Consider the following 23,313-nt stretch of genomic DNA (forward strand, 5'->3'; position numbering starts at 1 on the left):
CTCAGTCCGTCACCGTGCTGCCGGGGCTGCGGTAGTCCAGGTCGGCGTAGTCGGGGTGCCGCGTCATCCACGCCTGGACGAAGGGGCAGATCGGCAGGACGGCGAGCCCGCGGCGGCGTACGTTGTCGAGGGCGCCACGCACCAGGAGCCCGCCGATGCCCTGACCCTCCAGGGACGGGTCGACCTCGGTGTGGGTGAAGACCACCAGCTGGTCGGTCTCCTGGTACGCCGCGTGGCCCAGGACGGCCCCGTCGCGGCGGGCCTCGTAGCGCTGACGCTCCCGGACGTCGACCACCTCGGTCGTCGTCGCCTTCGGTGAGCCGTGGTCGTGGGTCATGGGTTCCTCTTCCGAGAGCGGGCGGGGGTTCGGGGTCTGCGGTCAGGCGGCGGCGGTGGCGTGCATCTCCCACACCAGGATCTCCGCCGGCTCCGTGGCGGTGACCTGCTGGCCGCCGGTGGCGGTGAAGCGGACGGCGTCGCCGGTGGCGAGCGGGCCCGCTCCCTCGAGGGTGACCGAGCCGCGCGGGACGAACAGGTGCAGGAAGGGCGCCTCGGGGAGCTCGACCGACTGGCCCGGTTGCAGGCGCGCGGCGTACAGGGCGGCGTACTTGTTCTTGATCCGGATCGCGGACTCGCCGTCGTGCTTGTCCATCCCGGAGGCCACGGGGACGAGGCCGCCCGACAGCAGCTCATGGTCGATCTCGAGCTGCTCGTAGCCGGGGGTGATGCCGCCCTCGTCGGGCACGACCCACATCTGGACGAAGTGGACCGGGTCGCGGTGGGCGTCGCCCGACAGCCGCCAGGAGTCGTTCTTCTCCGAGTGCATGATCCCGCGACCGGCGCTCATCCGCTGCGCCAGTCCGGGGTAGATGATCCCGTTGTGACCGGTGCTGTCCTGGTGGACCAGCGAGCCCTCGAGCACCCAGGTCACGATCTCCATGTCCCGGTGCGGGTGCGTGTCGAACCCGGTGCCCGCGTCCACGACGTCGTCGTTGTTGACCAGCAGCAGCCCGTGATGGGTGTTGGCCTGGTCGAAGTGGTGGCCGAACGAGAAGGAGTGCTTCGAGTCCAACCAGCCGAACTGGCTGGAGAAGCGGTCGGCGGCGCGACGCACGTCCACGGTGGGGGTCAGGTCGACGGTGCTCATGGCGGGGTCCTCCCGTGTCGTTGATTTATCAACTATATCTGGGCAACTGGCAGGTCACGCCGATCATTCCCGGGCTCACCTCTCCGCAGCGGTGTGCCAGTGTCGATGATGCGCGGCTGGTCCATACCGTTCGGCACCCAGGGCGCGCGTGCGCACGAGGTCTGGTGCGAGACGGAGCGAGCGGCGGGCGGCTCACGTCTCCCCGTCCGAGGGCGGTCGGGCGACGGGACCGGCGCGTGGTCCGGGACGTGACCCGGCCCGAGCGGGTGGGGTCGGGTGGAGCCGTCGGCCGGCCTCTGACCTGCGGAAACGCTGTGCCGCGGACGGGGTGCGGACGCGCCGGTCGACTTCCTGCGAACGAGACGCTCGACGGCCGGCTCGGCCACTGTCCAACCTCGTCCATGCGACCAGAGCGTGCCGTGTCAATGGCCCGGACGGGGCATTTCGCCCCCCACCTCGTCTTCCTACGGTGAGGGCTCGCAGCCGGACTCTACGGGGGGCCTCATGTCCGCATCGTTTCGCCGTACCCTTTCGCTGATCCTCGCCGGGGGACTGCTCTCGACGGGGGCCGCTCTCGTCACGACGCCGTCCTCATCGGCGGCCGACGGTGACGCCCCGCCCGGCACCCGGCCGGCCTCGGCGCGAAGCTCCTTGACGGCAGCGGCAGAGGTCGCGGAGGGCCTCCAGCTGGTGGTCAACGAACGCGGTCGGATCTCGCAGTCGACCTCGGCGCTGGGAACCCTCGCGACCGACGGGTCGATCCGGGTCGACAAGCCCGAGGGCGCCACCGTGCGCAGCGCGTGGATGGCCTACGCCACCGCGGGCTTCTCGGGTGCGCAGGTGACCGGCGGCTACGAGCCGGTGCTGAACGGCACCCCGGTGCCGATCACCCACGAGATCCTCAACGGCATCGGCAGCTACAACTACTTCGCCGAGGTGACCGACATCGTCAAGCCGGTGGTCGACGCTGCGGGTGCGGGCACCGTCCAGATCCCCCTGGCCGAGCCGGACGCCTACCTGCTCGAGGGCGAGATGCTGGTCGTGGTCTTCGACGACCCGGCAGTCCAGGAGGACCAGTCGGTGTCGCTGATGTACGGCGGGCTCTCACCGGGCGGTGACCAGTACCAGGTCAAGCTGGCCGAACCGATCGACCTGAGGGACCCCCGCACCAGGCTGGAGATGTCGCTGGGCATCACGTTCTCCTACCAGGAGGACGGCAGCCAGCAGTACAGCAGCGTTCTGGTCAACGGGATGGACCAGCTGACGACCTCGGCGGGCGGCGAGGACGACGGCCAGTCGAGAAACGGCGCGCTGATCACGGTCGGTGGCCTGGGCGACGCGATCGACAACCCGGCCGATCCCCTGGCCTACCCCACAGACCCGCGTTCCGACGACGAGCTCTACGACCTGAGGCCGTTCGTGGAGAACGGCGACCGCACCATCTACGTCGGCACCAGCAACCCGTCCCTCGACGACAACGTGATGCTGGCGACGTTCACGATGAACCCGCCCGTCACCGACATCAAGGGCGACAGCGAGCTGGTGATGCTCTCCTTCGGCGACAGCTACCAGTCGGGCGAGGGCGCCGGGAGCGCCTACGACGACATCGGCGCGTACATCGCCAACGCCTACGAGAACGGATCGAACTTCCCCGACGCCATCGGCGGCTCGCAGGACACCCTCAGCCCTGCCCTCACCGGCGGCAACGGGTGCCACCGCGCTCTGGCGAACTACCCCAAGCAGGTCGCCGACTGGCTCCGTGACGACTTCAGCGTGCGGCTGGTCGACCTCACGTGCAGCGGCGCCAAGATCGAGCCCGGCGGCAAGCCCCCGATCGTCGGCGACCTGGCCACCGGCGACGTCGACAGTGACTCGCAGATCACCGACGCCATCGCCCGGCTCGGCACCGAGGGCCTCGAGCGCACCGACGTCGACCTGGTCACGGTGGGCATGGGCGGCAACGACGCGAAGTTCTCCAGCCTGGTGACCGCGTGCATCGCGCCGACACTGGTCAGGCGCATCCTCGCGGCCTACGACCGGACGCCGTGGCTGTTGAACCAGGCGGCCAAGCTGCTGACCTGCAAGCGGATCGACGAACGGTTCATGCATGTCGGTGACGCGATCGACGGGCTCGCCGACAAGCAGCGGTTCGCCCAGCGCGAGCTCCGCAACGCCTTCCCGAACGCCGACATCTTCCAGGTCGACTACCCCGGCGTCCTGCCCGACCCGGACTCGGCTCCTTCGTGGTGCGGTGGCATCGGTGCCGACGACATCGCCTACGCCGACGCCATGGCCGGGCGGATCACCGACGTGATCAGCACGACGGTCGCCGAGAAGGGGCAGATCGACGCGGGACTCGACCGCTACTACGCTCCGGTCGAGGTGAGCAGGGCCTTCGGCGCCAACGCGCTGTGCCCGGCGGACCCGGCCGACGCGCTCACCAACGGCATCGACGAGGCGACCTTCCAGGCCGAGGCGGAGCGACTGACGCACGACCCGGAGGTGGAGCCCTTGGTGGACGAGGTGCTCGACGCCGCGGCGTCGCTGCGCAACTGCCTGGCCCGGCTCACCATCGGGTGCGACCCGCAGGCGCGGACCGACCGGTTGACGGCAGCCCTGCAGGCCGTACAGGCGAAGTTCACCGAGCCCGGCTTCGGTGACGAGATCCTGGCCAACATCGTCAAGTCCCCCTCGTCCGGGGAGACCGTGGAGCAGCGGCTCGACCGGAGCGTCGGGCTGTTCCACCCGAACCAGGCGGGCATCGACGTGCTGGCCTGCTACGTCCACAACACGGCGACCTTCCTCGGCACCTCGTTCTGTCCGAACGGCGGTGCCGGCCTGCGCGCCGGGTTCGCAGCGACGGACGAGCCGCCCGTCGACTTGCCGACCGCGGCGATCACGGCGACCAGGGTCCCGATCCCCGTCGCCGGTACGGGGGCGTCGGTGAGCCTCGCCCTGTCGGGCTACGCGCCCGGTTCGACCGTCGCCGTGGAGCGCTACGGCAGTCCCGTGGCCACGCTGCCCGTCGGCGCCGACGGCAAGGTGACCGGGCCGCTGGTGCTGCCCGCGGCAGACCCCGGCGTGCAGGTCTTCGAGGTGCGCGGGCAGACGGCTGGGGGCGCCGCACTGGGGCACGACCTGCGCCTGACCTACCCGGGCTCCCCGACGGTGAACCAGGACTACACGTTCTACGTCGACGGGTTCGAGAGCTCGCTGCCCGCGGACCCGACGCGCTACGACCCCGAGGACGTCGTCCTGCGGATCCTGGGCACCACGGCGGCGCTGACCTACCACGCCGACCCGCAAGGTGGCCTGTTGGTCACGCTCCCGATGCCCGAGGCCTGGCCTGCCGGCGGCTACGAGGTGACCCTGACCGGCTCGCGCTCCGGGGTCGTTCGGTCCGCGCGGCTGGACCCCGAGCAGGCGATCGAGGTGGGGGGTCTGTGGGCCTCGGCCGACGACCTGCAGATCACGGGCGCCGAGGCGCAGGTCAGGCTGCTCGTGCACGGCGAGCGCTCGGTCAGGCTCGGCAGTGCGAACGGGCGCTACACCGGTGGGGTGGAGTACGTCGCCGACCTCAACGCCCACAGGTCCGCGGTCATCGACCCGGCGCCGCTGAAGGTGCCCGAGGGTGAGAAGACGCCCCCCGTGCTCACGGTCTCCTCGTACCGCCCCGGCGGCACCGAGGCGGTCGCCGCGGGCGCGACGTACACCGCCGTCTCGCCGGCAGCCTGCGTCAACGGGACCTGGACGCCGAAGGCGACCGACCTGACGGGGGTTGTCTACGTGCCCTGCTCGGTGCTGGTCTCCGGCACGGGGCTGAGCGCCTCCGTGACCCTCGCGGCCGAGGGCAGCGTGAAGGTGGAGGCACCCGCAGCGGTGCTGAAGCCGGCCGCCCGCAGCGGTGCCGTCGTCGTCGCGGGCGGCGGCCTGCACGTCGCAGGGGACAACATCAGGGTGCAGGGTCCGTTGTTCTCCGGCGCCGGCATCAGGCTCACCGGCAGCACCCAGACGCTGTTCTGCGGTGCGGTGGGCCGGTCGGTGACCGTGAGCGGCTCCCGGTTCGTGCTCGAGCGAGGTGGGCCGTGCGCTCCTTCGTGACGCTGGCCGTCGGGCTGGGAGTCCTGGTGCTGGCCGTGGCGGGGTGCCGGACGACGTCCGAGACCCCGCCGGGGCCGGCCCTGGAGCTGTCGTGCGACGACCCCGCCGCCACCAGCCTGGGCGTCCCCACGGTCCGGCAGCCCGCTCTGCTCACCACGTCGGGCGGGCGGCACCGCTTCGTGGTCAAGGCCCTGCCCCCCGGCTCGATCCTGGGGGAGGTCGAGGACACCGTGGTGCAGCTCAGCGACCCCGACGCGCCCACCGAGGCGCTGTTCGAGGTCAGGGTGTCGCTCCGACAACCCGGCGTCGTCGACGTCGAGGCCGGCACCTACAGCGTGCTCAACACCAACCGGGGCAGCATCGAGCTGGAGGTCTGCCCCGACGTCACGCTCTCCGACGTCGAGCCGGCGATCCCGGACCCGGGGACCGGCACGGGGTCGTGAGGGTGGCTGCGGTCGGGCGACTCCACGGACGGTGGCCCGACCGGTGTGTGGCGAATGGGCTCGATCGCTCGCGAACCCATCCTGAGCTTCAGCCGACGGGACTTCGGCAGTGCCGCGCGCCATCAGCGGCACGTGCGGATGTGAGTCCCGGACCGCGGGTCGCGAGGGCGTTCTCCTAGCGGTCGAGGGAGCGGCGTCTCAGGAGTGCAGGTCCGCGCTCGCGGACGGCACCGCCTACGAGCTGTTCGAGGGGACCGTGCGGGTCGTCGACCTGCTCACGATCTACCGGCGGCGGCAATCCCACATCGACGCAACCGGCTTGGAGCACGGAGGACTCGATCAGGCACTCGCGGAACTGGAAGCCACGCCCGACCAGTGCCCCTGGTGCTCGACGAGTGGGCGCGGGCGCTGCGGCCGGGTGGTGGGTGGAGTCACCGGCTGCCGACTGGCAGGCCCGGTAGCCCACGCGAGCTGGACGTCGCGCTCAGCCTTGTCCTGGCGGCACGTGATCACCCCACACGCGAAGATGTGGACCCTCGCCGAGGCACGGCCCCGAGCGAAGGTCCCGACCGGCGAGACCACTCGCGCCGACCAACGGCGACGTTGGCCGTGGCACCGGATCTCGGTGCTGAAACTGCCCCGGATCTTCAGCCGTCCGGCCCGCTGGAAGAGGGTGACGCTCACTGCAGCCAACTCACCGTTGCGGCAGGAGTAGGTGCCGTGGAGATCGGCGGCGCCGCCCCGGAACGCCACGCCCCGCGGTGCCAGCGACACGTTGACCCGCGGCTCCGGGGGCGCCTTCTCCAACGACAGCACCAACTGTCCGCCGCTGGTGCCGGTGTCGGCGACGACCATGATGGTGTAGGTCTTCCCGGCCCGCGCGCGCAGCGCGACGATGCCGGGACCGCAGCCCACGACGGAGTCGACGCTCGGTGTCCCCGCGAAGACCAGGATCCCGCTGCTGTATTCCGACTCGGTGACGTCCAGCACGACCTCGCGGTCCTGGTCGGGCGTGTAGGTGTACCAGACCGAGGCGGCCGTCGCGGGCGCTCCGCAGCCCAGGTTCAGCGCCTCGTCCTGGGCGTTGGTGGTGGCCTCGCTCGTGTCCTGCACGACCCGATCACCCAGCTGCATGGGGAGGGCGCCAACAGGTTCATCGTTCGCGGGTGGCGCCGCGCTGGCCGGAGCCGCAACGAGTGGGAGCAGCCCCACCGCCATCACCGCTGTCATCAGCCGTCGTCGTGTGCGCATGAATCGCCCCCCGCCCGTCGCCTCCCTCGACGCTAGCGGCGGATGCACCTCGGGTGCGGCATCGAGGGCCCTGGTCGCTCAATTTGGGTAGCGGTCGCACCCCATCGCCCGAGTTGGTTGCACCCGGGTCTTGTCAGTGACGGCGAGAGCGTGAAGACCGTCCAGGCCCCTTTCGAGCACGTGTCGGCGGCCGGGACGCTGGCGACCGCCGCCACCTGTGGGCGGACCCGGACGACTGGACCCCAGAGCCGCCACCACTGTCGGCGCAGGTCACAGGCTGTGGCGAATGGGCTGGCCTGTAGGCCGGGTTCTGTCCGCACCGGCCGGAACCGGGGCGGGGCGACCATCCATCTAGGAGAGCCGTTGCCGACTCCCTCGAGCGATCTACCCGTGTGCTCGGGCGGGCCGCCCTCGGTCACACACTGCTCGATCTTGCTCCGGGTGGGGTTTACCTAGCCGCTCCGGTCGCCCGGAGCGCTGGTGGTCTCTTGCACCACCGTTTCACCCTTGCCGCTCCCCGTGGGGAGAGGCGGTCTGTTCTCTGTGGCACTGTCCCGCGGGTTGCCCCGGATGGCTGTTGGCCATCACCCTGCCCTGTGGAGCCCGGACCTTCCTCGGTCCCCGTGAGGGGAACGCGGTCGCCCGGCCAGCCCATTCGCTGCGCCGAGCATGACAGGTGCGGGCAGGCTCAGGCCAGTCGGGTGACGGCGACCTCGACGAAGACCGACGAGGTGCCGGCGCCGTGGAAGATGCCGTGCAGCGGACGGACGTCGAGGTAGTCGCGACCGGTGGCCACCACCACCCAGCGGTCTCCGGGCTCGAGGTCGTTGGTGGGGTCGAAGCCCTGCCAGCCGTCGTCCCACCACTCGACCCACGCGTGCGACTCGCCGGCCACCGTCTCGCCCACCTCGGCGTCGGCGCGGGGGTGCAGGTATCCGGAGACGTAGCGGGTCGGGATCCCGATGCTGCGCAGTGCCCCGATCACGAGGTGCGCCATGTCCTGGCAGACCCCCGAGCGTTGGGCCCACGCCTCCGCGGCCGGGGTCGCGACGTCGGTCGTGCCCGGGATGTAGGCCACCTGCTGGTGGACGTGGTCGCAGACCCGGCGCGCCGCCTCGCCCGGCGTCGCGCTGGCGTCGGCGATCTCGCGGGCCGTGCGCGCGACGTCCTCGGGGGGAGCGACGAGGGTGGGGAGCTCGAGGTACTCCGTCCACCGGTCGGTGACCTCGGGGTCGGCGATCTCCTCCCACGAGAGCACGGGACCGGGGGAGGGCGCGCGCTCGGTGTGCACGGTCGACGTCGCGGTGATGGTCATCGAGTCGTGCGGGTCGAGCACCTCGAAGGAGGTCACCTCGTTGCCGAAGTAGTCGCGGTAGGTCGCCGTCCACGGCGTCGGACTCACCACGAGCCGGTTGTGCACCACGATCTGGCCGGGTGCGGTGAGGGGCGTCATCCGCGCCTGGTTGTACGACGCGAGCGCCTTGCCGTCGTACTCGAAGCCGGTCGTGTGGATGATCCGGAGCTGCATCAGACCCGCCCTCCCTGCCAGTTGGTGCCCTCGGACCCCGCGAAGAACCGCCGCGTCACCGCGTCGGTGGCCAGCGCGCACGTGCGCTGGAGCTTCTCCATCTCGCCGGGCAGGTCGGCCACGACGTCGCTCAGCGAGCGGTACTCCAGGTCGGCGCGGGTGCGACCGATGAGCCGCATGGCGTCGTTCTGGAAGCCGGCGCGGCCGCCGGCCTCGAGGTTGTCGAGGCACTGCTCGGCCCGGTTGAGCGAGAAGACCACCGAGCGGGGGAAGAGCCGGTCGAGCAGCAGGAACTCCGCCGCCCCGCGCTCGGTCTCCGCGCCCTTGTAGGTGCGCAGGAACGCCTCGTAGCCGCCGCACGCGCGCAGCGTGTTGGTCCACGGCGAGCCGATGCCGCCGGCGTACGCCGCGGTGGCGACCAGGCGCGAGGTCATGTCGGCCCGCTCGAGGCAGCGCCCCAGCATCAGGAACTGCCAGCCCTCGTCGCGGGTCATGGTCGCGTCGGCCGCGCCGTTGATGAGGGCGGCCCGGTCGCGGACCCAGCGGAAGCCGGTCGCCGGCCCGGCCGCGCGGAACTGCCCGGTCACCACAGAGCGGTGGGTGGTGTTGAGGGCCTCCCACATGGCCACCGACAGGGTCTCCCGCGCTCGGCGGGCGCTCTCCCGGGCGGCGCCGAGCACTGCGGCCACCGAGGCCGGCGCGCTGCTGTCGTAGGCGAGCTGCTCGAGCACCAGTCGGGTGTCGACGCGGGCGTCGGGGTCGAACTCGACGCCCATGATGGCGAGCAGGTTGCGGCAGGTGGTCTCCTCCGAGCCGGAGGTGTCCTCGAGCAGCAGCTGGGTCTGGACGTCGAGGATCCGGGCGGTGTCCTCGGCGCGCTCGACGTAGCGGCCGATCCAGAACATCGACTCCGCGATGCGGCTCAGCACGGGGCCCCACCGTCCTCTCGCGCCTGCTGCTGTTGCTGCTCCTGCTGCTCGCCGGCACCGGTGAGGTCCGTGATCGCGGGACCGCTGCTGGGCGGCTCGGACGGGGTCGCCTCGACCACGACCTCCTCGCGGACCGGTGCGACCGTCGGGCCGGCCAGCACCCAGGTGTCCTTGGAGCCGCCGCCGCGCGAGGAGTTGACGATGAGCTCGCCCTCGGGGAGCGCCACCCGGGTCAGGCCGCCGGGCAGCACCCACACCTTGGAGCCGTCGTTGACGGCGAAGGGCCGCAGGTCGACGTGTCGCGGACCGAGTCTGCCGTCGACGAACGTGGGCACCGTGGAGAGCTGTACGACGGGCTGGGCGATCCAGTTGCGGGGCTCGGCCATCACCTTTCCGCGCAGCTCGTCGAGCTCGGCGCGCGACGCGGCCGGGCCGATGACGATGCCCTTGCCGCCGGAGCCGTCGACGGGCTTGACGACCAGCTCGTCGAGGCGGTCCATGACCTCCTCGCGGGCGTCGGCGTCGCCGAGGCGCCACGTGTCGACGTTGCGCAGGACCGGCTCCTCGTCGAGGTAGTAGCGGATGAGGTCGGGGACGTAGGTGTAGACGAGCTTGTCGTCGGCGACGCCGTTGCCGACCGCGTTGGCCAGCACGACCTGCCCGGAGCGGGCCGCGTCGATGAGGCCGGGGCAGCCCAGCAGCGAGTCGCCGCGGAAGTGGACCGGGTCGAGGAACTCGTCGTCCACCCGCCGGTAGATCACGTGCACGGGCTCGGGGCCGTGGGTGGTGCGCATCATCACGCGCCCGCGGCGGCACTCGAGGTCGCGGCCCTCGACGAGCTCGACGCCCATGGTGCGGGCCAGCAGGGCGTGCTCGAAGTAGGCGCCGTTGAAGACGCCCGGGGTCAGCACCACCACCGTCGGGTCGGCGACGCCGGCGGGGGCGGCCGCGCGCAGGGCCGCGAGCAGTCGCTGGGGATAGCCGGCCACCGGGCGGATCCGGTGGTGGGCGAAGGTCTCCGGCAGCGCCGAGGCGATGGCCCGCCGGTTGGTCATCACGTAGGAGACCCCCGACGGCACGCGCACGTTGTCCTCGAGGACCCGGAACTCGCCGTCGTTGTCGCGGATCAGGTCGATCCCGCTCACGTGCACCCGCACCCCGTTGGGCGGGCGGACGCTCGCCGCCGCGCGGTGGAAGTGCGACGAGGTCGCGATGACCCGGCGGGGGATGACGCGGTCGGTGAAGACCTGCCCGGCGTCGTACACGTCGGCGAGGAACGCCTCCAGCGCGCGCACCCGCTGCTGGACGCCGCGCTCGATGGTCGACCACGAGTCCTGCTCGATGACCCGCGGGAGGATGTCGAGCGGGAAGGCCCGCTCCTCGCCGCCGATGTCGAAGGTCACGCCCTGGTCGAGGTAGCTGGCCTGCAGCGCCTCCACGCGGGTGGCGAGCTCGGCCATCGTCATCGTGTCGAGCGTGGAGCGGAACTGGTCGTACGCCGGACGCATGGTGCCGGCGTCGAACATCTCGTCGTACGCCGGCCCGGTCCCGCCGGGGTAGCCGTGGAACATCGAGTCCATGGCGAGTCACCCTAGGGGTAGCGGTGTTACGCCGGCGTGAACTACGGGAGGGTCAGCACCTCGGCGCCGGTGGGCGTGACCAGCAGGGTGTGCTCGAACTGGGCGCTGCGACGGCCGTCGCGGGTCACCGCGGTCCACCCGTCGTCCCACATCTCCCACTCGTGGGTGCCGAGGTTGAGCATGGGCTCGATGGTGAACGTCATGCCGACGCGGATCTCGTCGTCGAAGCGCGGGTCGTCGTAGTGGGGCACCACGAGCCCGCTGTGGAACGACGTGCCGATGCCGTGACCGGTGAACTCGCGTACCACGCCGTAGCCGAAGCGCTTGGCGTAGGCCTCGATGACCCGGCCGATGACGTTGATCCGCCGGCCCGGCTGCACGGCCCGGATCGCCCGGTCGAGGGCCTCGCGGGTGCGCTCGACGAGCAGGCGCGACTCCTCGTCGACGTCGCCGGCGAGGAAGGTCGCGTTGGTGTCGCCGTGCACCCCGTCGAGGAAGGCGGTGATGTCGATGTTGACGATGTCGCCGTCCTCGACCGGCCGGGCGTCGGGGATGCCGTGGCAGACCACCTCGTTGACGCTCGAGCACAGCGACTTGGGGAAGCCGCGGTAGCCGAGCGTGGACGGGTAGGCGCCGTGGTCGCAGAGGAACTCGTGGCCGATCCGGTCGAGCTCGTCCGTGGTGATGCCGGGGACGACGTGGGATCCGACCAGGTCGCGCGCCTGTGCGGCCAGGCGGCACGCGGCCCGCATCCGCTCGATCGTCTCGGCGTCCTTGACCTCGCTGCCCTCGAACGGCACCGGCGCGGGCCGGTCGACGTACTCGGGGCGGGGGATGGAGGCGGGGACGGCGCGACGCGGCGAGATCGTGGCGGGAGCGGGGGACGGCACCCGGCGAGTGTAGTTTCTCGTCGTATGAGCGACTCCGAGTACTGGTACTGCCTGAAGCACAAGACGGTCGAGGGCCACGACGGGTGCCGCAACGCGGACCGCCTCGGCCCCTACTCCTCCGCCGAGGAGGCCGGGCGGGCGCTGCAGAAGGTCGAGGAGCGCAACGAGGAGTGGGACACCGACCCGAAGTGGAACGAGGACGGCCCCGGCTCGGGCGACGGCCTCACCGACGGCACCCCCGACAACTGAGCGCCCCCGGCCCGGGCCGCCGGGAGGTCGCCTCTCCGTGGGCCTTCGCGGGGATGGTCGGGCTGGCGTCGGTCTTCTTCCTGCTGGCCGCGACCCCGACGGTCGTCGACGCGCCGTGGTGGGTCACCGTGGCGATGCTGCTGGCCTGGGCGGTCGCGCTCGGGCAGGGCTGCCGCTGGTTCGTACGCCGCCCGCGCGCGGTGGTCGTGCTGCCCGTGCTCGTCGCGGTGGGCTGGTTCGCGGTGGTGCTGGCCGGCGCCCGTTGGCTCGACTGGGCCTGAGCGTCCCCCTCAGCGCGGGGAGACGCGCAGGACGTGGTCGAGGCCGCCGTTGGAGGTGGTGACCAGCAGGTCGCCGTTGGCGGCGGACGTCACCGAGCGCAGGCGTCCGTACCGCATCGTCGGCTCGGGGGTCTCGATCCAGCGCACCCGGCCGATCGGGTCGAACTTCATGAAGAGCAGCCGCTGCGACTTGAGCGCGGCCACCGCGAGGGTGCCGTCCAGGTCTCCCCACTGCTCGCCGCTGACCCACGCGGCCCCGGAGGTCGCCAGGGTGGGGTCGCCCGACGACCACTTGGCGTCGACCTGCGGTCCCGGGAGGGTGTGGTCGGTCATGGGCGACGTCTCGTTGTACTCCGGGCGGGGATCCCAGCCGTAGTCGCCGCCGGCGCGGAGGCGGTTGACCTCGTCGTCGCGGTAGGTGCCCTGCTCGACCGACCAGATCCGGCCGTCCTCGCGCTGGGCCAGGCCCTGCACGTTGCGGTGGCCGTAGGTGAGGACGTACGCCCGGTTGCCGCCCTCGGCGTACCAGGTGTTGCGCGGCCACGCAGCCCCGGTGAAGCGGTCGAGGCGCAGGACCTTGCCGCCCAGGGTGTCGAGGTTGCGGGCGTTGCCGACGAGCCGGGCGTCACCGGTGCCGACCAGCAGTGCGCCGTTGTCCCGGTCGATGAGCAGGCGACAGCCGCCGTGCCCGCCCTCGAGGGCCGGGATGCCCCCGATCAGCGTCTGGGGGTGCCGGGCCTTGCGGCGGACCAGCTTCCACGCGACGACGCGGACCTCGTGCCCGGTCGCGGTGAAGCCGCCCTGGCAGGTGTAGATGCGCCGGTTGGTCGCGAAGTCGGGATCGACGGCAAGCGACATCAGCCCCGTCTCGACCGCGACCCAGACGTCCTCGCTCGGGAACTCGATGCTGCGGTGCCGGCCCCGCGCCAGGTGGTGCAACCGGGCGCGGTTGCGCTCCGTGACGAGCAGCGCGCCCGACGGCAGCTGCTGCACGTCCCAGGGGAAGCGGAACCCGTGGGCGAGCATGCGCACCCGCAGGTCGGGGATCGTGGCCGTCTCCGGTGCCCCGCTCCTCGCGCCGGGCGACGTGTGGACGGGCTCGCCGTCGCGCGCGCTGCCGGTGCTCGGGACCAGGGTCGCGAGCAGGGTGGCGACGAGGGCGGTGAGGGCGACGAGGTGGGGGGCGCGGCGCATGCGCCGACCCTAGGGGGCACGCACCCGTCAGCGAGGTGAGACGCGCAGGATGCGGTCGTCGCTGCCGTTGCTCGTCGTGACGAGGAGGTCGCCGCCGGGCAGCCGGGTCACGGAGCGGAGCCGTCCGAGGCCACGGAGGGGTGCCGGCGTCCTCGTCTGCTGGAGCGCCAGGTCGTCGTCGAAGCGCAGGAACACCAGCTCCTCGGCCTTGAGCGCGGCGACCGCGAGGGTGCCGGCGTACGCGCCCCAGCCGCGGCCCGCGACCCAGGCCGCGCCGGAGGTGGCGATGGTGGGGTCGCCCGAGCTCCAGATGGCCTCGGTCTGCTCGCCGGGCAGCGACTGGTCGGTCATCGGGACGCTCTCGTCGTAGCCGGGACCGGGGTTCCACCCGAAGTCGGCGCCGGGGGAGAGCGCGTTGACCTCGTCGTCGCGGTAGGAGCCGTGCTCCACGCTGACCACGGACCCGTCGGACGGGCGCTGGGCGAGACCCTGCACGTTGCGGTGCCCGTAGGTCCAGACCAGACGCTGGCGGGGGTCGGCCGCGTCGATGAACGGGTTGTCGGGCAGCGCCCGGCCCGTGCGCCGGTGCACCCGCAGGACCTTGCCGCCGAGCGAGGTGAGCGTGCGCGGGTTGGCCGGGTCGGCGGCGTCGCCGGTGCCGACGTACAGCGCCTTCGAACCGGCGTCGAGCAGAAGGCGGCAGCCGCCGTGCCGCCCGCTCGTCGTCGGCAGGCCGGTCACCACGTGACGCACCAGGCTCGCCCGGCGGGCGTTGCCGCTGAGCGTCCACAGCGAGACACGCACGTCGTGCCCGCCGCCGGACTGCCAGCCCTGGCAGGTCCAGAAGCGGCGGGTGCGGTCGAACGCCGGGTCGACGGCCAGGGACATCAGGCCGGTCTCGCCACTCACCCAGACCCGGTCGCCCGGGAAGCGGACGGTACGCCGCTGTCCCTTGCGCACCACGCTGAGCCGGGCGCGGTCCCGCTCGGTGACGAGGAGGCGACCGCCGCCGATCGACTGCACGTCCCAGGGGACGGCCAGCCCGTCGACCACCGTCCGCACCCGCAGGCGGGGCGCCGCGCCACGCGCCTCGGTGGCGCTGGTGCGGAGCGGCGCGAGGGTCCCTGCGGCCTCGTTGGCGCGGGCCACCGGAAGCGGCGAGAGGGTGCCGAGGCCCAGGGCCACGGCGAGGGTGAGGGCGGCAGTGCCGACGGGGCCTCGAGACGTCATGGCGCGACGCTACGCGCTGGACGCCGCGGCGGCGAGGGGTCCCCGTCGGCCCCGAAGCCGTCTCAGAAGGTGTGCTCGGGGCCGGGGAAGGTGCCCCCGCGGACGTCGTCGGCGTAGGCCCGGGCGGCGTCGAGCAGCACGCCGTGGACGTCGGCGTACTGCTTGACGAAGCGCGCCATCCGGCCGGTCCGCAGGCCGAAGGCGTCCTGCCACACCAGCACCTGGCCGTCGCAGCCGCTGCCCGCGCCGATACCGATGGTCGGGATGACGAGCTCCTTGCTGACCTGCTCGGCGACGTCACCGGGCACCATCTCCATGACCACCGCGAAGGCGCCGGCCTCCTGGACCGCCCGGGCGTCGGCCAGGACCCGGTCGCCGGTCTCGCCGCGGCCCTGGACGCGGTAGCCGCCCAGGGTGTGCTCGCTCTGGGGCGTGAAGCCGATGTGGGCCATGACGGGGATGCCGCCCCGGGTGCACCGCTCGATGACGGGCGCCATCTCGGCCCCGCCCTCGAGCTTGACCGCGTGGGCGCCGGCCTCCTTCATGAAGCGGACGGCGGTGAGGTAGCCCTGCTCGGGGCTGGCCTGGTAGCTGCCGAAGGGCAGGTCCCCGACGACCATCGCGCGGTTGACGCTGCGGGCGACGGCGCGGGTGAGGGGGAGCAGCTCGTCGACGGTCACGGGCAGCGAGGTCTCGTTGCCGTAGACGTTGTTGGAGGCGGAGTCACCGACGAGCAGCAGGTCGATGCCGGCCTCGTCGAAGGTCGCCGCGGTGTACATGTCGTAGGCCGTGAGCATGGTGATCTTCTCGCCGCGCTCCTTCATCTCCCGCAGGTGATGGGTGCGGACCTTCTTGACCGGGGCCGCCGCCTTCGGGGCTCCGGTGCCGTACGGCGCCGTCTCGTCGCTCATGGTGCTCTCCTCGTGACATCTCGCAGCTCCCCGGTGGAGTCCACGGACCACCAGTCAGGCTAGTGCTGCCTGCTCGCGCCGGCAGTGTGGCGAGGGTCACGCGCCCCGGTCACCCGAGGTAGGCCACGTAGTCCTCGGGCGGGGCGCTCCCGGCGAAGTCGTCGCCGTCCTCGATGCCAGCGATGCCCATGCGCAGGTTGAGCCCGGCCCCCTTCTCCTCGGCGGTCAACAGCGAGGCCTCGACGATCACCGACAGGTCGTCCTTGGCACCGGTCACGCGCTTCTGGGCGTCGTTGGTCTCGACGGTGTAGCCGTGCTCCTCCAGCACCGACTCCGCGGTCGCCAGCGACTGCGACAGCGTGCCGGACGGCCGGGCGAGGGAGCCGCTCGCGGTGTAGTCCCAGATGCCGAACCCGCCGCGCTCGACGAAGCCGGCCTGCATGCCGTTGAGCCGGCCCCCGAGCTCGCCGACGAGGTCGGGGAGCAGGGACCGGGCCTCGGTGTCGGCCTCGGACTTGGCCGACCGGGCGTCGAGTCCGCCGGTGGATCCGCTGCCCTCCCCGGTGGCACCCGTGTCGGAGGCCCCGCTGTCGGAGCTGCACGCGGAGAGGAGGAGCACGACGACCAGCCCGAGAACGATGCGCGTCATGGCCGCCACCCTAGGCCTCACGGCCCCCGTCACCGTAGGCCTCACGGCCACATGTCCTTGAAGTCGTCGACCCGGTCGCCGACCCAGTCCTTGCCGCCGTTGTAGGCGTCCTCGATCTCCTGGCGGCCCTCCTCGACCTCCTTCTCCACCTGGTGGACCACCTCGTCCTTGGCCCAGTCGAAAGCCATGTCGTTGGCGTCCTGGGTGCGACCGCCGGTGACCTCGGGCTCGTCTCCGCGGACGATCGCGGTCAGGTTGTCGAGGGACTGCTGGTTGGTCTCGGGGTTGAAGTAGGACGTGTGGTTCTCCACGCCCTGGCCGAGGTCGTCGGCGTGGAACTCCTCGCCGGGCGCCACCGGGAAGACCGTGGCCCCGAAGTCGGCCTGGGCGGGGTCCTTGCCCATCCCGAGGTCGCCGTCGCGGCCGAGCCAGGTGACGAAGTCGTTGTCGGCGGCGCCGACGTACACCTTGCCCGCGGGCATCCCGAGGTCGCCGACGCTGTTGACGTCGTCGCCGCCGGCCCCGGGGCTGCCGATCAGGGTCAGCGAGTCGGCGTCGAGGCCGTGGTCGTGCGCACCGTGGGCGGCGGTCGTCGAGCCGTAGCTGTGGCCGATCACCGACAGGTGGGACCGGTCGCCCTCGTCGGTGGCGCGCAGGCCGTCGACGAAGTCGGCCAGGCCCGCCCCGCCCTCGATGGCCTTGTCCTCGCGCACGACGCTGCCCATGTCGAGGCCGTCGCCGGGCCAGTCGAGGGCGTTCTCGGGGTTCCAGCTCGGGGCGTCGTAGCCCATCCACGCGATGGTGGCGGCGGACTCGCGGTTGCGGATGGCCTGCTGGTAGAGGGTGTAGGCGTCCTTCGCGTTGCCGGGGATGGTGGTGCCGTCGTTGGTGATGCCCGGCACGATGACGGCCGTGTTGTCGGCGGTGTCCGGGTCGCCGTACCCCACCGCCACGGCGCCGTCGCCGCCGAACGCGCCCGGCTGGTAGACGATCAGGTTGACGTCGACGGGGTCGCCGACGCCGTCGCCGTCGAGGTCGGGCAGTCCCGACGTGGTCGGGATGTCGAGGGAGGTCTGCGCGGCGTTGGCACGGTCGAGCAGCCGCTGCTCCTCCTCGCTCAGGTCCTCACCGGCCTCCTTCTTGGCGTTGAGGCGGTCGAGGTCGCGGTCCAGCGAGGTGCGGTTGGCCTCGTCGCGGTCCCCGGTCGGGATGCCGTTGGTGTTGCCGATGAGGTCAGGGTCGCTGATCTTCAGGGCCTCCCGCTCGGCGCGGGTCAGCCCCTTCCACCAGTCATTGATGGCATCGGGGTCGCCGCCGAGCGCGGTGAGCTCGTCGCGCAGGGCAGCGACGTCGGTGGTGTCGCGGTCCGCGGCGTCGCGGCCCTCGCCCGTCGTGTCGACGGCCTGGAAGGCGGCGATGAGCCTGTCCTCAGCGGCGGTCACGTCGTCCCAGAACCCGGTGATGTCGTCGACGAGCCGGTCGGCCCGGGTCTGGAGGGCCCGCGACTCCGCCTCGAGGGTGTCGACGTCGTCGGCGGTGGAGCCCTCGATCCGGGTCCGGAGGTCGTCGATGTCCTGGTTGAGGTCGGAGCGCCGGGACTCCAGCCGGGTGCGCCGGGCGGTCAGCTCGACGACCTTGTCGACGTAGGTGTCGCAGGCGGCGGCCACGCGGGTGAAGGCGGCCGTGGCCGCCGAGGTGTCCTGGGCGTAGCCGGTCATGGCGTGGTCCGCCGCCTCCGCGGCGTCACCGGTCCAGTCGTCGGGGGCGCCGTGGGCGGTCATCCACTCGGCGACGTCGGACATCGTCGTGCCGGTCGAGCGCAGGCCGGTGGTCACCGACGACGCGGCGGCGGTGGCATCCATCTCCTCGATGGCCGCGACGTGCGCGGGCACCATGATCGTGGTCATCAGGGGCCCACCGTCGGGGAGACGTTGCGGTCGGTCCACGACATCAGCTGCTGGCTGCGCTCGATGACGTCCTGGTCGGCCTGCTGGAAGAGCAGCGAGGCGTCGCGGAGCGACTGGGCGTGGTCGGCCGCGGCGTCCTCGAGGCGCTTGACCTCCTTCATCCACGCATCGATGAAGGCCTGCGCAGCGGGTTGGACGCGTGCCCCCAGCAGGGACGCGTCGACCTCGCCGAGGGACTTGCGACCGCCCCGCACGACCTCGCCCTGGTCCTCCCAGGACTGGGCCGAGCGGCTGAGGGCCTCGAGGTAGACGTAGAGGCTCATGCGTCGGACTCCTGTCCGGCGCCGATCTCGGCGTGCAGTTCGGCGTGCAGGTCGGCCGGCACGTGCAGGGCGTCGCTGGTGATCGTGACCGAGACGGAGTCGTCCGAGGCCGAGGCGACCAGCTCGAAGGGTCCGGCGACCCCACGCACCCGGGGGCTGCCGTCGGCGGCGGGCCGGGGCTCCCAGCCGAGGTGGACGAGCGTGTTGGCGAGGCGGCGCAGCAGGGGGACCCCACCCTCGTCACCGAGGTCGCCGAACGCGGCTGCGGTGACCCAGCGGCGTACCTCCGGGTGGTCCTGGCCCCACCAGTAGTCGGCCCTCGCGGTGGGCTCGCGGTCCAGCCGCTCGCCCAGCGTGGTGAGCACCCGGTCGGCGTGCTGCATCCGTGAGCGGCACTGGGCGGCCGTGGCGGCGGGCGCGTCGAGGGGCCGGACGGGCGGCAGCATCACGATGTCGACGTCGGGGTGCCGCTCGCGGAGCTCGCGCAGCATCGGGTCGGCCAGGGCCGGGTCGGGAGGGAGCGTTGCCATGCCCCTCTTGTTCCGCGCGCGGCTGCGCCTCAAACCCGGGTTCGTCCGGCTGTGGAGGGCCGCCGTGGGTCAGGCCAGGGGGAGCGGGTGGGAGACGGTGACGCTCGTCGTACGGGTGGTGTAGCCGAGACGGGTGTTGAGGCTGCGCATGGCGTCGTTGCCCGTCTGCGTCCAGGTGTAGACCTCGTCGAGCCCGTGGATGCTCGCCCACTCGAGGGCGCGGAGCTTGAGGTGGACGGCGAGGCCGCGGCCGCGCCAGTCACGGCGTACGGCGGTCAGGGCGTTCTCGGCCCGCCACGCCTGGTCGGCGTCGCGGAGCAGGCCGGCACAGCCGACCACCTCGCCACCGTGCAGGGCGAGGAACATCGGGTCGCCCGCCCAGCTGGTGGCCCACTGCTCGGGGGTGATGTCGAGGGGGGTGTCGACGGCGAAGCCGGCCAGGGCCTCACGACCGAACGTCTCGAAGGACGCCTCCCACAGGCCGGGGTTCTCGGACGCCGTCACGACCTCCACGCCGGGCGGCGGTGAGGGCGGTGCCGGCTCGTCCCCGACCGTGCGGACCTGCTCGACCTCGCGGTTGACCTCGACGAACCCGAAGTGCTGCGCGAAGACGAGCGAGCCCTCGTCGTCGACCCGGACGCGGAGGGACGGGAGGCCCAGCGCGCTGCCGTGCTCGGCGAGGGCGAGCAGGAGCGCCGTGCCGGCTCCGCGGCGACGGTGCTCGGGGTGCACGCGCGGGGCGGCGAAGGCGCTGTCGGCCGACTCGCCGCGCCCGGCCAAGCCGGAGCCGACCACGGTCCCGCCCTCGCGGGCGAGGAGCAGCAGCCGGTCGGGGGAGTCCTGGGCACGGAGCTCCTCGACGGTGCTGCACCGCTCGTAGGGGAGCACGGCCATCCGGATCGACCGCCAGGCCTCGTAGTCGGCGTCGGTGACGCAGCGGGACAGCTCCATGCCTGCACGGTAGGACGAGCGTCAACCGGATTCGCCACGGTGCCGCCGCGGCGTGCAGAGGGTGCGGGGTTCAGGTGTCAGGAACTGCCCGGTCAGCGGGACTGAGGTGTCAGGAACTGCCCGGTCGGCGGGACTGAGGTGTCAGGAACTGCCCGGTCGGCGGGACTGAGGTGTCAGGAACTGCCCGGTCGGCGGGATCCAGGTGTCAGGAACTGCCCGGTCGGCGGGGTCCAGGTGTCAGGTAGCGCCCGGTCGGCGGAGGAGCGCGGACCCTAGAGTGACCGCGTGGACTTCTACTCCGCCTACGCCCAGGGCTTCGCGCGGGTCGCGGCCATCACCGTGCCGGTCGCGATCGCCGATCCGGCGGCCAACGCCGAGCGCGTGATCGCGGAGGCGCGGCAGGCGCACGAGGAGCACGTGGCCGTCGCGGTGTTCCCGGAGCTGGGGCTCAGCGGCTACTCGATCGACGACCTGTTCCTGCAGGACACCCTGCTCGACGGCGTACGACGCGCCATCGACGCCATCGTGTCGGCCAGCGTCGACCTGCTGCCCGTCCTCGTGGTCGGTGCCCCGCTGGCCCGGGGCAACCGGGTCTACAACTGCGCCGTCGTCATCCACCGCGGCGAGGTCCTGGGCGTGGCGCCCAAGTCCTACCTGCCCAACTACCGCGAGTTCTACGAGCGCCGGTGGTTCGCGCCCGGCGACGACACCCACGGCGAGTACATCGAGGTCAACGACGACGAGGTGCCGTTCGGCCCGGACCTGATCTTCCGTGCCACCGACGTGGAGGGCCTCGACCTGCACGTGGAGATCTGCGAGGACATGTGGGTCCCGGTCCCGCCGAGCGCGGAGGCGGCGCTCGCGGGGGCGACGGTGCTGGTCAACCTGTCCGGCAGCCCGATCACGGTCGGGCGGGCTGAGGACCGACGGCTGCTGGTGCGCAGCGCGAGCGCGCGCTGCTCGGCGGCGTACGTCTTCGCGGCCGCGGGCCAGGGCGAGTCGACCACCGACCTCAGCTGGGACGGCCAGACGATGGTCTACGAGTGCGGCGACCTGCTGGCGGAGGGCGAGCGCTTCCCCGCCGACGCCGTGCACACCGTCGCGGACGTCGACCTCGACCGGCTCCGCCAGGAGCGGCTGCGGCAGGGCAGCTTCGACGACAACCGGCGCGGGGCCGGGGACAACGACTTCCGCATCGTCGACTTCGACCTCGAGCCGCCCAGCGGCGACATCGGGCTGCGGCGCAAGGTCGACCGCTTCCCCTTCGTGCCCGACGACGCCGAGCGCCTCGCGCTCGACTGCTACGAGGCCTACAACATCCAGGTCTCCGGGCTCGAGCGGCGGATCGTGGCGATCGGCGCGCCCAAGGCGGTCATCGGCGTCAGCGGCGGCCTGGACTCCACGCACGCCCTGATCGTGGCGGCCAAGGCGATGGACCGCCTCGGTCGCCCGCGCAGCGACATCCACGCCTTCACGATGCCGGGCTTCGCGACCGGCGCGACGACGAAGTCCTACGCCACCCGGCTGAGCAACGCGCTCGGCGTGACGTTCGAGGAGATCGACATCCGGCCGGCGGCCGAGCAGATGCTGGCGGACCTCGGCCACCCCTACGCGGACGGCGAGAAGGTCTACGACGTCACCTTCGAGAACGTCCAGGCCGGGCTGCGCTACGACTACCTCTTCCGCCTCGCCAACCACCGCGGCGGCATCGTCGTGGGGACCGGCGACCTCAGCGAGCTCGCGCTCGGCTGGTGCACCTACGGCGTGGGCGACCAGATGTCGCACTACACGGTCAACGCCGGCGTGCCCAAGACCCTCGTCCAGCACCTCATCCGCTGGGTGATCTCGCACGGCGAGTTCGACGAGGACACCAACCAGGTGCTCGGCGAGATCCTCACCCAGGAGATCACCCCCGAGCTGATCCCGATCGAGGACGGCCAGAAGCCGCAGGCCACCGAGGACTCCGTCGGTCCCTACAACCTCCAGGACTTCACCCTCTTCCACGTCGTACGACGCGGCTACCGGCCCAGCAAGATCGCCTTCCTCGCCTGGCACGCGTGGCGCGACGCGGACGCGGGGGAGTGGCCGCCCGGGTTCCCCGAGGACGCGCACGTCGCCTACGACCTGGCGACCGTGAAGCACTGGCTCGAGGTGTTCGTGAAGCGGTTCTTCGCCAACCAGTTCAAGCGCTCCGCGCTGCCCAACGGTCCCAAGGTCAGCGCCGGCGGGACGATGAGCCCCCGCGGGGACTGGCGGATGCCGAGCGACGCCAGCGCGGCCGCCTGGCTCGCCGAGCTCGAGCGCGTCCCTTAACCCGCCCTTAGCAGTCGCATGGTTCGCGCTTAGCGAGCCCTCGACGAGTCTCCTTCCCGTCACACCGACCGAAGGAGACCGCAGTGAACCGCACCAGGATCGTCATCGCCACCGTCGCAGCCCTCGTCGTCGTCGCCGTCGTGGGCGGCCTCGTGTGGTGGCAGACCGGCGACGACGAGGTCCGTCAGGCCGGGTCGTGCGACGGGGCGTCGTACACCCTCGAGAGCGACCGCGAGGACGACACCACCGAGGTGTCGTTCGAGGTCCAGGCAGGCGAGCCCGGGCAGACGTGGGACGTGCGCATCGAGCACGCCGGCGAGACCCTCGTCGAGGGCTCCCGCACCACCGACGAGGACGCCGAGATCGACGTCGACGCCTACCTGCCGCAGGACGCCACCGGCGAGGTCACCGCGACCGCCACCGAGGGCGACCGGACCTGCACCGCCACCCTCAGCGCCGGCTGAGCCGCGCCCACCCCCGATCCAGACACCCAGGAGACGCCATGAAGACCGCCACCCGCCTCACCGCCCTCACCGGGGTCGCGACCCTGCTCGCCGCGCCCCTCGCCCTCGCCGTCACCGCCCCGGCGCACGCCGACGTCGACCGCGGCGGCGCGTGCGGCACCGGCCGCCACGAGCTCAGCGTCGACCGCGAACGACGTTCCGGCCAACAGGGCTTCGAGGTCGACGCCGGCCTCGAGGGCGTCGCGCCGTTCTCCCGGTGGACCCTCGTGGTCCGCCACGACGGGGGCCGCGTCGTCACGACCACCCGCACCGCAGACGACGAGGGCGACGTCGACGTCGACACCTGGCGCCGCAACACCGCGGGCAGGGACACGTTCTCGTTCACGGCCACGCAGGTCGGCGGTTCCACCCGCTGCGGCACCAGCATCACCGTCCGCTGACC

General features: G+C 72.2%; 22 protein-coding genes and 1 other RNA gene. 7 read left to right on the plus strand and 16 right to left on the minus strand.

From position 1 onward, the window contains the following. Window position 1: 1 nt before the first annotated feature. Both ASG94_RS15160 and ASG94_RS15165 read right to left on the minus strand, forming a co-directional pair. The gene (locus tag ASG94_RS15160) at window positions 2–337 is read right to left on the minus strand and encodes a GNAT family N-acetyltransferase (RefSeq protein ID WP_056927332.1); all 336 of its coding nucleotides are present in this window, start codon (window positions 335–337) and stop codon (window positions 2–4) included. A 42-nt stretch (window positions 338–379) separates the two neighbouring features. Then, on the minus strand, window positions 380–1,147 hold the full coding sequence (locus ASG94_RS15165; RefSeq protein ID WP_056927333.1) for a pirin family protein: 768 nt from the start codon (window positions 1,145–1,147) through the stop codon (window positions 380–382). Between the two features lie 504 nt (window positions 1,148–1,651). Here ASG94_RS15165 and ASG94_RS15170 point away from each other — a divergent pair. Together ASG94_RS15170 and ASG94_RS15175 are read left to right on the plus strand one after the other, a co-directional pair. Further along, window positions 1,652–5,248, plus strand: a complete 3,597-nt coding sequence (locus tag ASG94_RS15170) for a hypothetical protein (RefSeq protein WP_156411616.1) — start codon at window positions 1,652–1,654, stop codon at window positions 5,246–5,248. Next, a complete protein-coding gene (locus tag ASG94_RS15175; RefSeq protein WP_056927335.1) occupies window positions 5,233–5,691 on the plus strand; it encodes a hypothetical protein in 459 nt (152 codons plus the stop codon). The genes ASG94_RS15170 and ASG94_RS15175 overlap by 16 nt, the downstream gene beginning before the upstream one ends. Before the next feature lie 339 nt (window positions 5,692–6,030). Here ASG94_RS15175 and ASG94_RS15180 read toward each other — a convergent pair whose 3' ends face one another. From ASG94_RS15180 to map, 6 genes are all read right to left on the minus strand, one after another. Further along, window positions 6,031–6,909, minus strand: a complete 879-nt coding sequence (locus tag ASG94_RS15180; protein ID WP_156411617.1) for a hypothetical protein — start codon at window positions 6,907–6,909, stop codon at window positions 6,031–6,033. Window positions 6,910–7,225: 316 nt separating this feature from the next. After that, window positions 7,226–7,596, minus strand: an RNA gene (gene rnpB / locus ASG94_RS17420) — RNase P RNA component class A. 34 nt (window positions 7,597–7,630) lie between these two features. After that, window positions 7,631–8,470, minus strand: a complete 840-nt coding sequence (locus ASG94_RS15185) for a transglutaminase family protein (protein ID WP_200958142.1) — start codon at window positions 8,468–8,470, stop codon at window positions 7,631–7,633. Continuing rightward, entirely contained in the window at window positions 8,470–9,399 is a 930-nt protein-coding gene (locus tag ASG94_RS15190) for an alpha-E domain-containing protein (protein WP_056927337.1), read from the minus strand. The genes ASG94_RS15185 and ASG94_RS15190 overlap by 1 nt, the downstream gene beginning before the upstream one ends. Continuing rightward, complete coding sequence (locus ASG94_RS15195; RefSeq protein ID WP_056927338.1) at window positions 9,393–10,979, minus strand: circularly permuted type 2 ATP-grasp protein; 1,587 nt, start codon at window positions 10,977–10,979, stop codon at window positions 9,393–9,395. The genes ASG94_RS15190 and ASG94_RS15195 overlap by 7 nt, the downstream gene beginning before the upstream one ends. Before the next feature lie 41 nt (window positions 10,980–11,020). Further along, the gene (gene map / locus ASG94_RS15200; RefSeq protein WP_056927339.1) at window positions 11,021–11,869 is read right to left on the minus strand and encodes a type I methionyl aminopeptidase; all 849 of its coding nucleotides are present in this window, start codon (window positions 11,867–11,869) and stop codon (window positions 11,021–11,023) included. A gap of 24 nt (window positions 11,870–11,893) precedes the next feature. Here map and ASG94_RS15205 point away from each other — a divergent pair, with 24 nt between their 5' ends. Continuing rightward, window positions 11,894–12,118: a hypothetical protein gene (locus ASG94_RS15205; RefSeq protein WP_056927340.1), complete on the plus strand. Its 225-nt coding sequence runs from the start codon at window positions 11,894–11,896 to the stop codon at window positions 12,116–12,118. Window positions 12,119–12,171: 53 nt separating this feature from the next. Beyond that, the gene (locus ASG94_RS15210; RefSeq protein ID WP_056927341.1) at window positions 12,172–12,399 is read left to right on the plus strand and encodes a hypothetical protein; all 228 of its coding nucleotides are present in this window, start codon (window positions 12,172–12,174) and stop codon (window positions 12,397–12,399) included. A 9-nt stretch (window positions 12,400–12,408) separates the two neighbouring features. Here the strand turns inward: ASG94_RS15210 and ASG94_RS15215 are convergent, their stop codons facing one another. The 8 genes from ASG94_RS15215 to ASG94_RS15250 all read right to left on the minus strand — a co-directional run bounded on the left by ASG94_RS15215 (window position 12,409) and on the right by ASG94_RS15250 (window position 20,094). Next, a complete protein-coding gene (locus ASG94_RS15215; RefSeq protein WP_056927342.1) occupies window positions 12,409–13,593 on the minus strand; it encodes a PQQ-dependent sugar dehydrogenase in 1,185 nt (394 codons plus the stop codon). 27 nt (window positions 13,594–13,620) lie between these two features. Then, window positions 13,621–14,823 carry a PQQ-dependent sugar dehydrogenase gene (locus tag ASG94_RS15220; protein WP_056927343.1) on the minus strand — a complete coding sequence of 401 codons (1,203 nt, stop codon included), beginning with the start codon at window positions 14,821–14,823 and terminating at the stop codon, window positions 13,621–13,623. A gap of 62 nt (window positions 14,824–14,885) precedes the next feature. After that, window positions 14,886–15,734, minus strand: a complete 849-nt coding sequence (gene panB, locus ASG94_RS15225) for a 3-methyl-2-oxobutanoate hydroxymethyltransferase (protein WP_056927344.1) — start codon at window positions 15,732–15,734, stop codon at window positions 14,886–14,888. 109 nt (window positions 15,735–15,843) lie between these two features. After that, the gene (locus ASG94_RS15230; protein ID WP_056927345.1) at window positions 15,844–16,383 is read right to left on the minus strand and encodes a hypothetical protein; all 540 of its coding nucleotides are present in this window, start codon (window positions 16,381–16,383) and stop codon (window positions 15,844–15,846) included. Between the two features lie 41 nt (window positions 16,384–16,424). Continuing rightward, complete coding sequence (locus ASG94_RS15235; RefSeq protein ID WP_056927346.1) at window positions 16,425–18,290, minus strand: alpha/beta hydrolase; 1,866 nt, start codon at window positions 18,288–18,290, stop codon at window positions 16,425–16,427. Beyond that, window positions 18,290–18,613: a hypothetical protein gene (locus ASG94_RS15240; RefSeq protein ID WP_056927347.1), complete on the minus strand. Its 324-nt coding sequence runs from the start codon at window positions 18,611–18,613 to the stop codon at window positions 18,290–18,292. The genes ASG94_RS15235 and ASG94_RS15240 overlap by 1 nt, the downstream gene beginning before the upstream one ends. After that, window positions 18,610–19,143 (minus strand): hypothetical protein, encoded by a 534-nt coding sequence (locus tag ASG94_RS15245; protein ID WP_056927348.1) that lies wholly within the window; start codon window positions 19,141–19,143, stop codon window positions 18,610–18,612. The genes ASG94_RS15240 and ASG94_RS15245 overlap by 4 nt, the downstream gene beginning before the upstream one ends. A gap of 69 nt (window positions 19,144–19,212) precedes the next feature. Further along, window positions 19,213–20,094, minus strand: coding sequence for a GNAT family N-acetyltransferase (locus ASG94_RS15250; protein WP_056927349.1), 882 nt, complete (start codon window positions 20,092–20,094; stop codon window positions 19,213–19,215). Between the two features lie 285 nt (window positions 20,095–20,379). Here ASG94_RS15250 and ASG94_RS15255 point away from each other — a divergent pair, with 285 nt between their 5' ends. The 3 genes from ASG94_RS15255 to ASG94_RS15265 all read left to right on the plus strand — a co-directional run bounded on the left by ASG94_RS15255 (window position 20,380) and on the right by ASG94_RS15265 (window position 23,311). After that, entirely contained in the window at window positions 20,380–22,407 is a 2,028-nt protein-coding gene (locus ASG94_RS15255) for an NAD(+) synthase (RefSeq protein ID WP_056927350.1), read from the plus strand. 83 nt (window positions 22,408–22,490) lie between these two features. Further along, window positions 22,491–22,871, plus strand: a complete 381-nt coding sequence (locus tag ASG94_RS21750; RefSeq protein ID WP_056927351.1) for a hypothetical protein — start codon at window positions 22,491–22,493, stop codon at window positions 22,869–22,871. 38 nt (window positions 22,872–22,909) lie between these two features. Continuing rightward, complete coding sequence (locus tag ASG94_RS15265; protein WP_056927352.1) at window positions 22,910–23,311, plus strand: hypothetical protein; 402 nt, start codon at window positions 22,910–22,912, stop codon at window positions 23,309–23,311. Window positions 23,312–23,313: the final 2 nt, after the last annotated feature.

The sequence above is a fragment of the Nocardioides sp. Soil805 genome, assembly GCF_001429625.1.
In the GTDB taxonomy this organism is placed as follows: domain Bacteria; phylum Actinomycetota; class Actinomycetes; order Propionibacteriales; family Nocardioidaceae; genus Nocardioides.

Coding starts and splice junctions, on each gene's coding strand:
- ASG94_RS15205 (WP_056927340.1), top strand. CDS start 11,894: ATGAGCGACTCCGAGTACTGGTACTGCCTGAAGCACAAGACGGTCGAG.
- ASG94_RS15230 (WP_056927345.1), bottom strand. CDS start 16,383: ATGACGCGCATCGTTCTCGGGCTGGTCGTCGTGCTCCTCCTCTCCGCG.
- ASG94_RS15185 (WP_200958142.1), bottom strand. CDS start 8,470: ATGCAGCTCCGGATCATCCACACGACCGGCTTCGAGTACGACGGCAAG.
- ASG94_RS15265 (WP_056927352.1), top strand. CDS start 22,910: ATGAAGACCGCCACCCGCCTCACCGCCCTCACCGGGGTCGCGACCCTG.
- panB (WP_056927344.1), bottom strand. CDS start 15,734: ATGAGCGACGAGACGGCGCCGTACGGCACCGGAGCCCCGAAGGCGGCG.
- ASG94_RS15220 (WP_056927343.1), bottom strand. CDS start 14,823: ATGACGTCTCGAGGCCCCGTCGGCACTGCCGCCCTCACCCTCGCCGTG.
- ASG94_RS15250 (WP_056927349.1), bottom strand. CDS start 20,094: ATGGAGCTGTCCCGCTGCGTCACCGACGCCGACTACGAGGCCTGGCGG.
- ASG94_RS15170 (WP_156411616.1), top strand. CDS start 1,652: ATGTCCGCATCGTTTCGCCGTACCCTTTCGCTGATCCTCGCCGGGGGA.
- ASG94_RS15195 (WP_056927338.1), bottom strand. CDS start 10,979: ATGGACTCGATGTTCCACGGCTACCCCGGCGGGACCGGGCCGGCGTAC.
- ASG94_RS15240 (WP_056927347.1), bottom strand. CDS start 18,613: ATGAGCCTCTACGTCTACCTCGAGGCCCTCAGCCGCTCGGCCCAGTCC.
- ASG94_RS15245 (WP_056927348.1), bottom strand. CDS start 19,143: ATGGCAACGCTCCCTCCCGACCCGGCCCTGGCCGACCCGATGCTGCGC.
- ASG94_RS15210 (WP_056927341.1), top strand. CDS start 12,172: ATGGTCGGGCTGGCGTCGGTCTTCTTCCTGCTGGCCGCGACCCCGACG.
- ASG94_RS15165 (WP_056927333.1), bottom strand. CDS start 1,147: ATGAGCACCGTCGACCTGACCCCCACCGTGGACGTGCGTCGCGCCGCC.
- ASG94_RS15215 (WP_056927342.1), bottom strand. CDS start 13,593: ATGCGCCGCGCCCCCCACCTCGTCGCCCTCACCGCCCTCGTCGCCACC.
- ASG94_RS15160 (WP_056927332.1), bottom strand. CDS start 337: ATGACCCACGACCACGGCTCACCGAAGGCGACGACGACCGAGGTGGTC.
- ASG94_RS15235 (WP_056927346.1), bottom strand. CDS start 18,290: ATGACCACGATCATGGTGCCCGCGCACGTCGCGGCCATCGAGGAGATG.
- ASG94_RS15180 (WP_156411617.1), bottom strand. CDS start 6,909: ATGGCGGTGGGGCTGCTCCCACTCGTTGCGGCTCCGGCCAGCGCGGCG.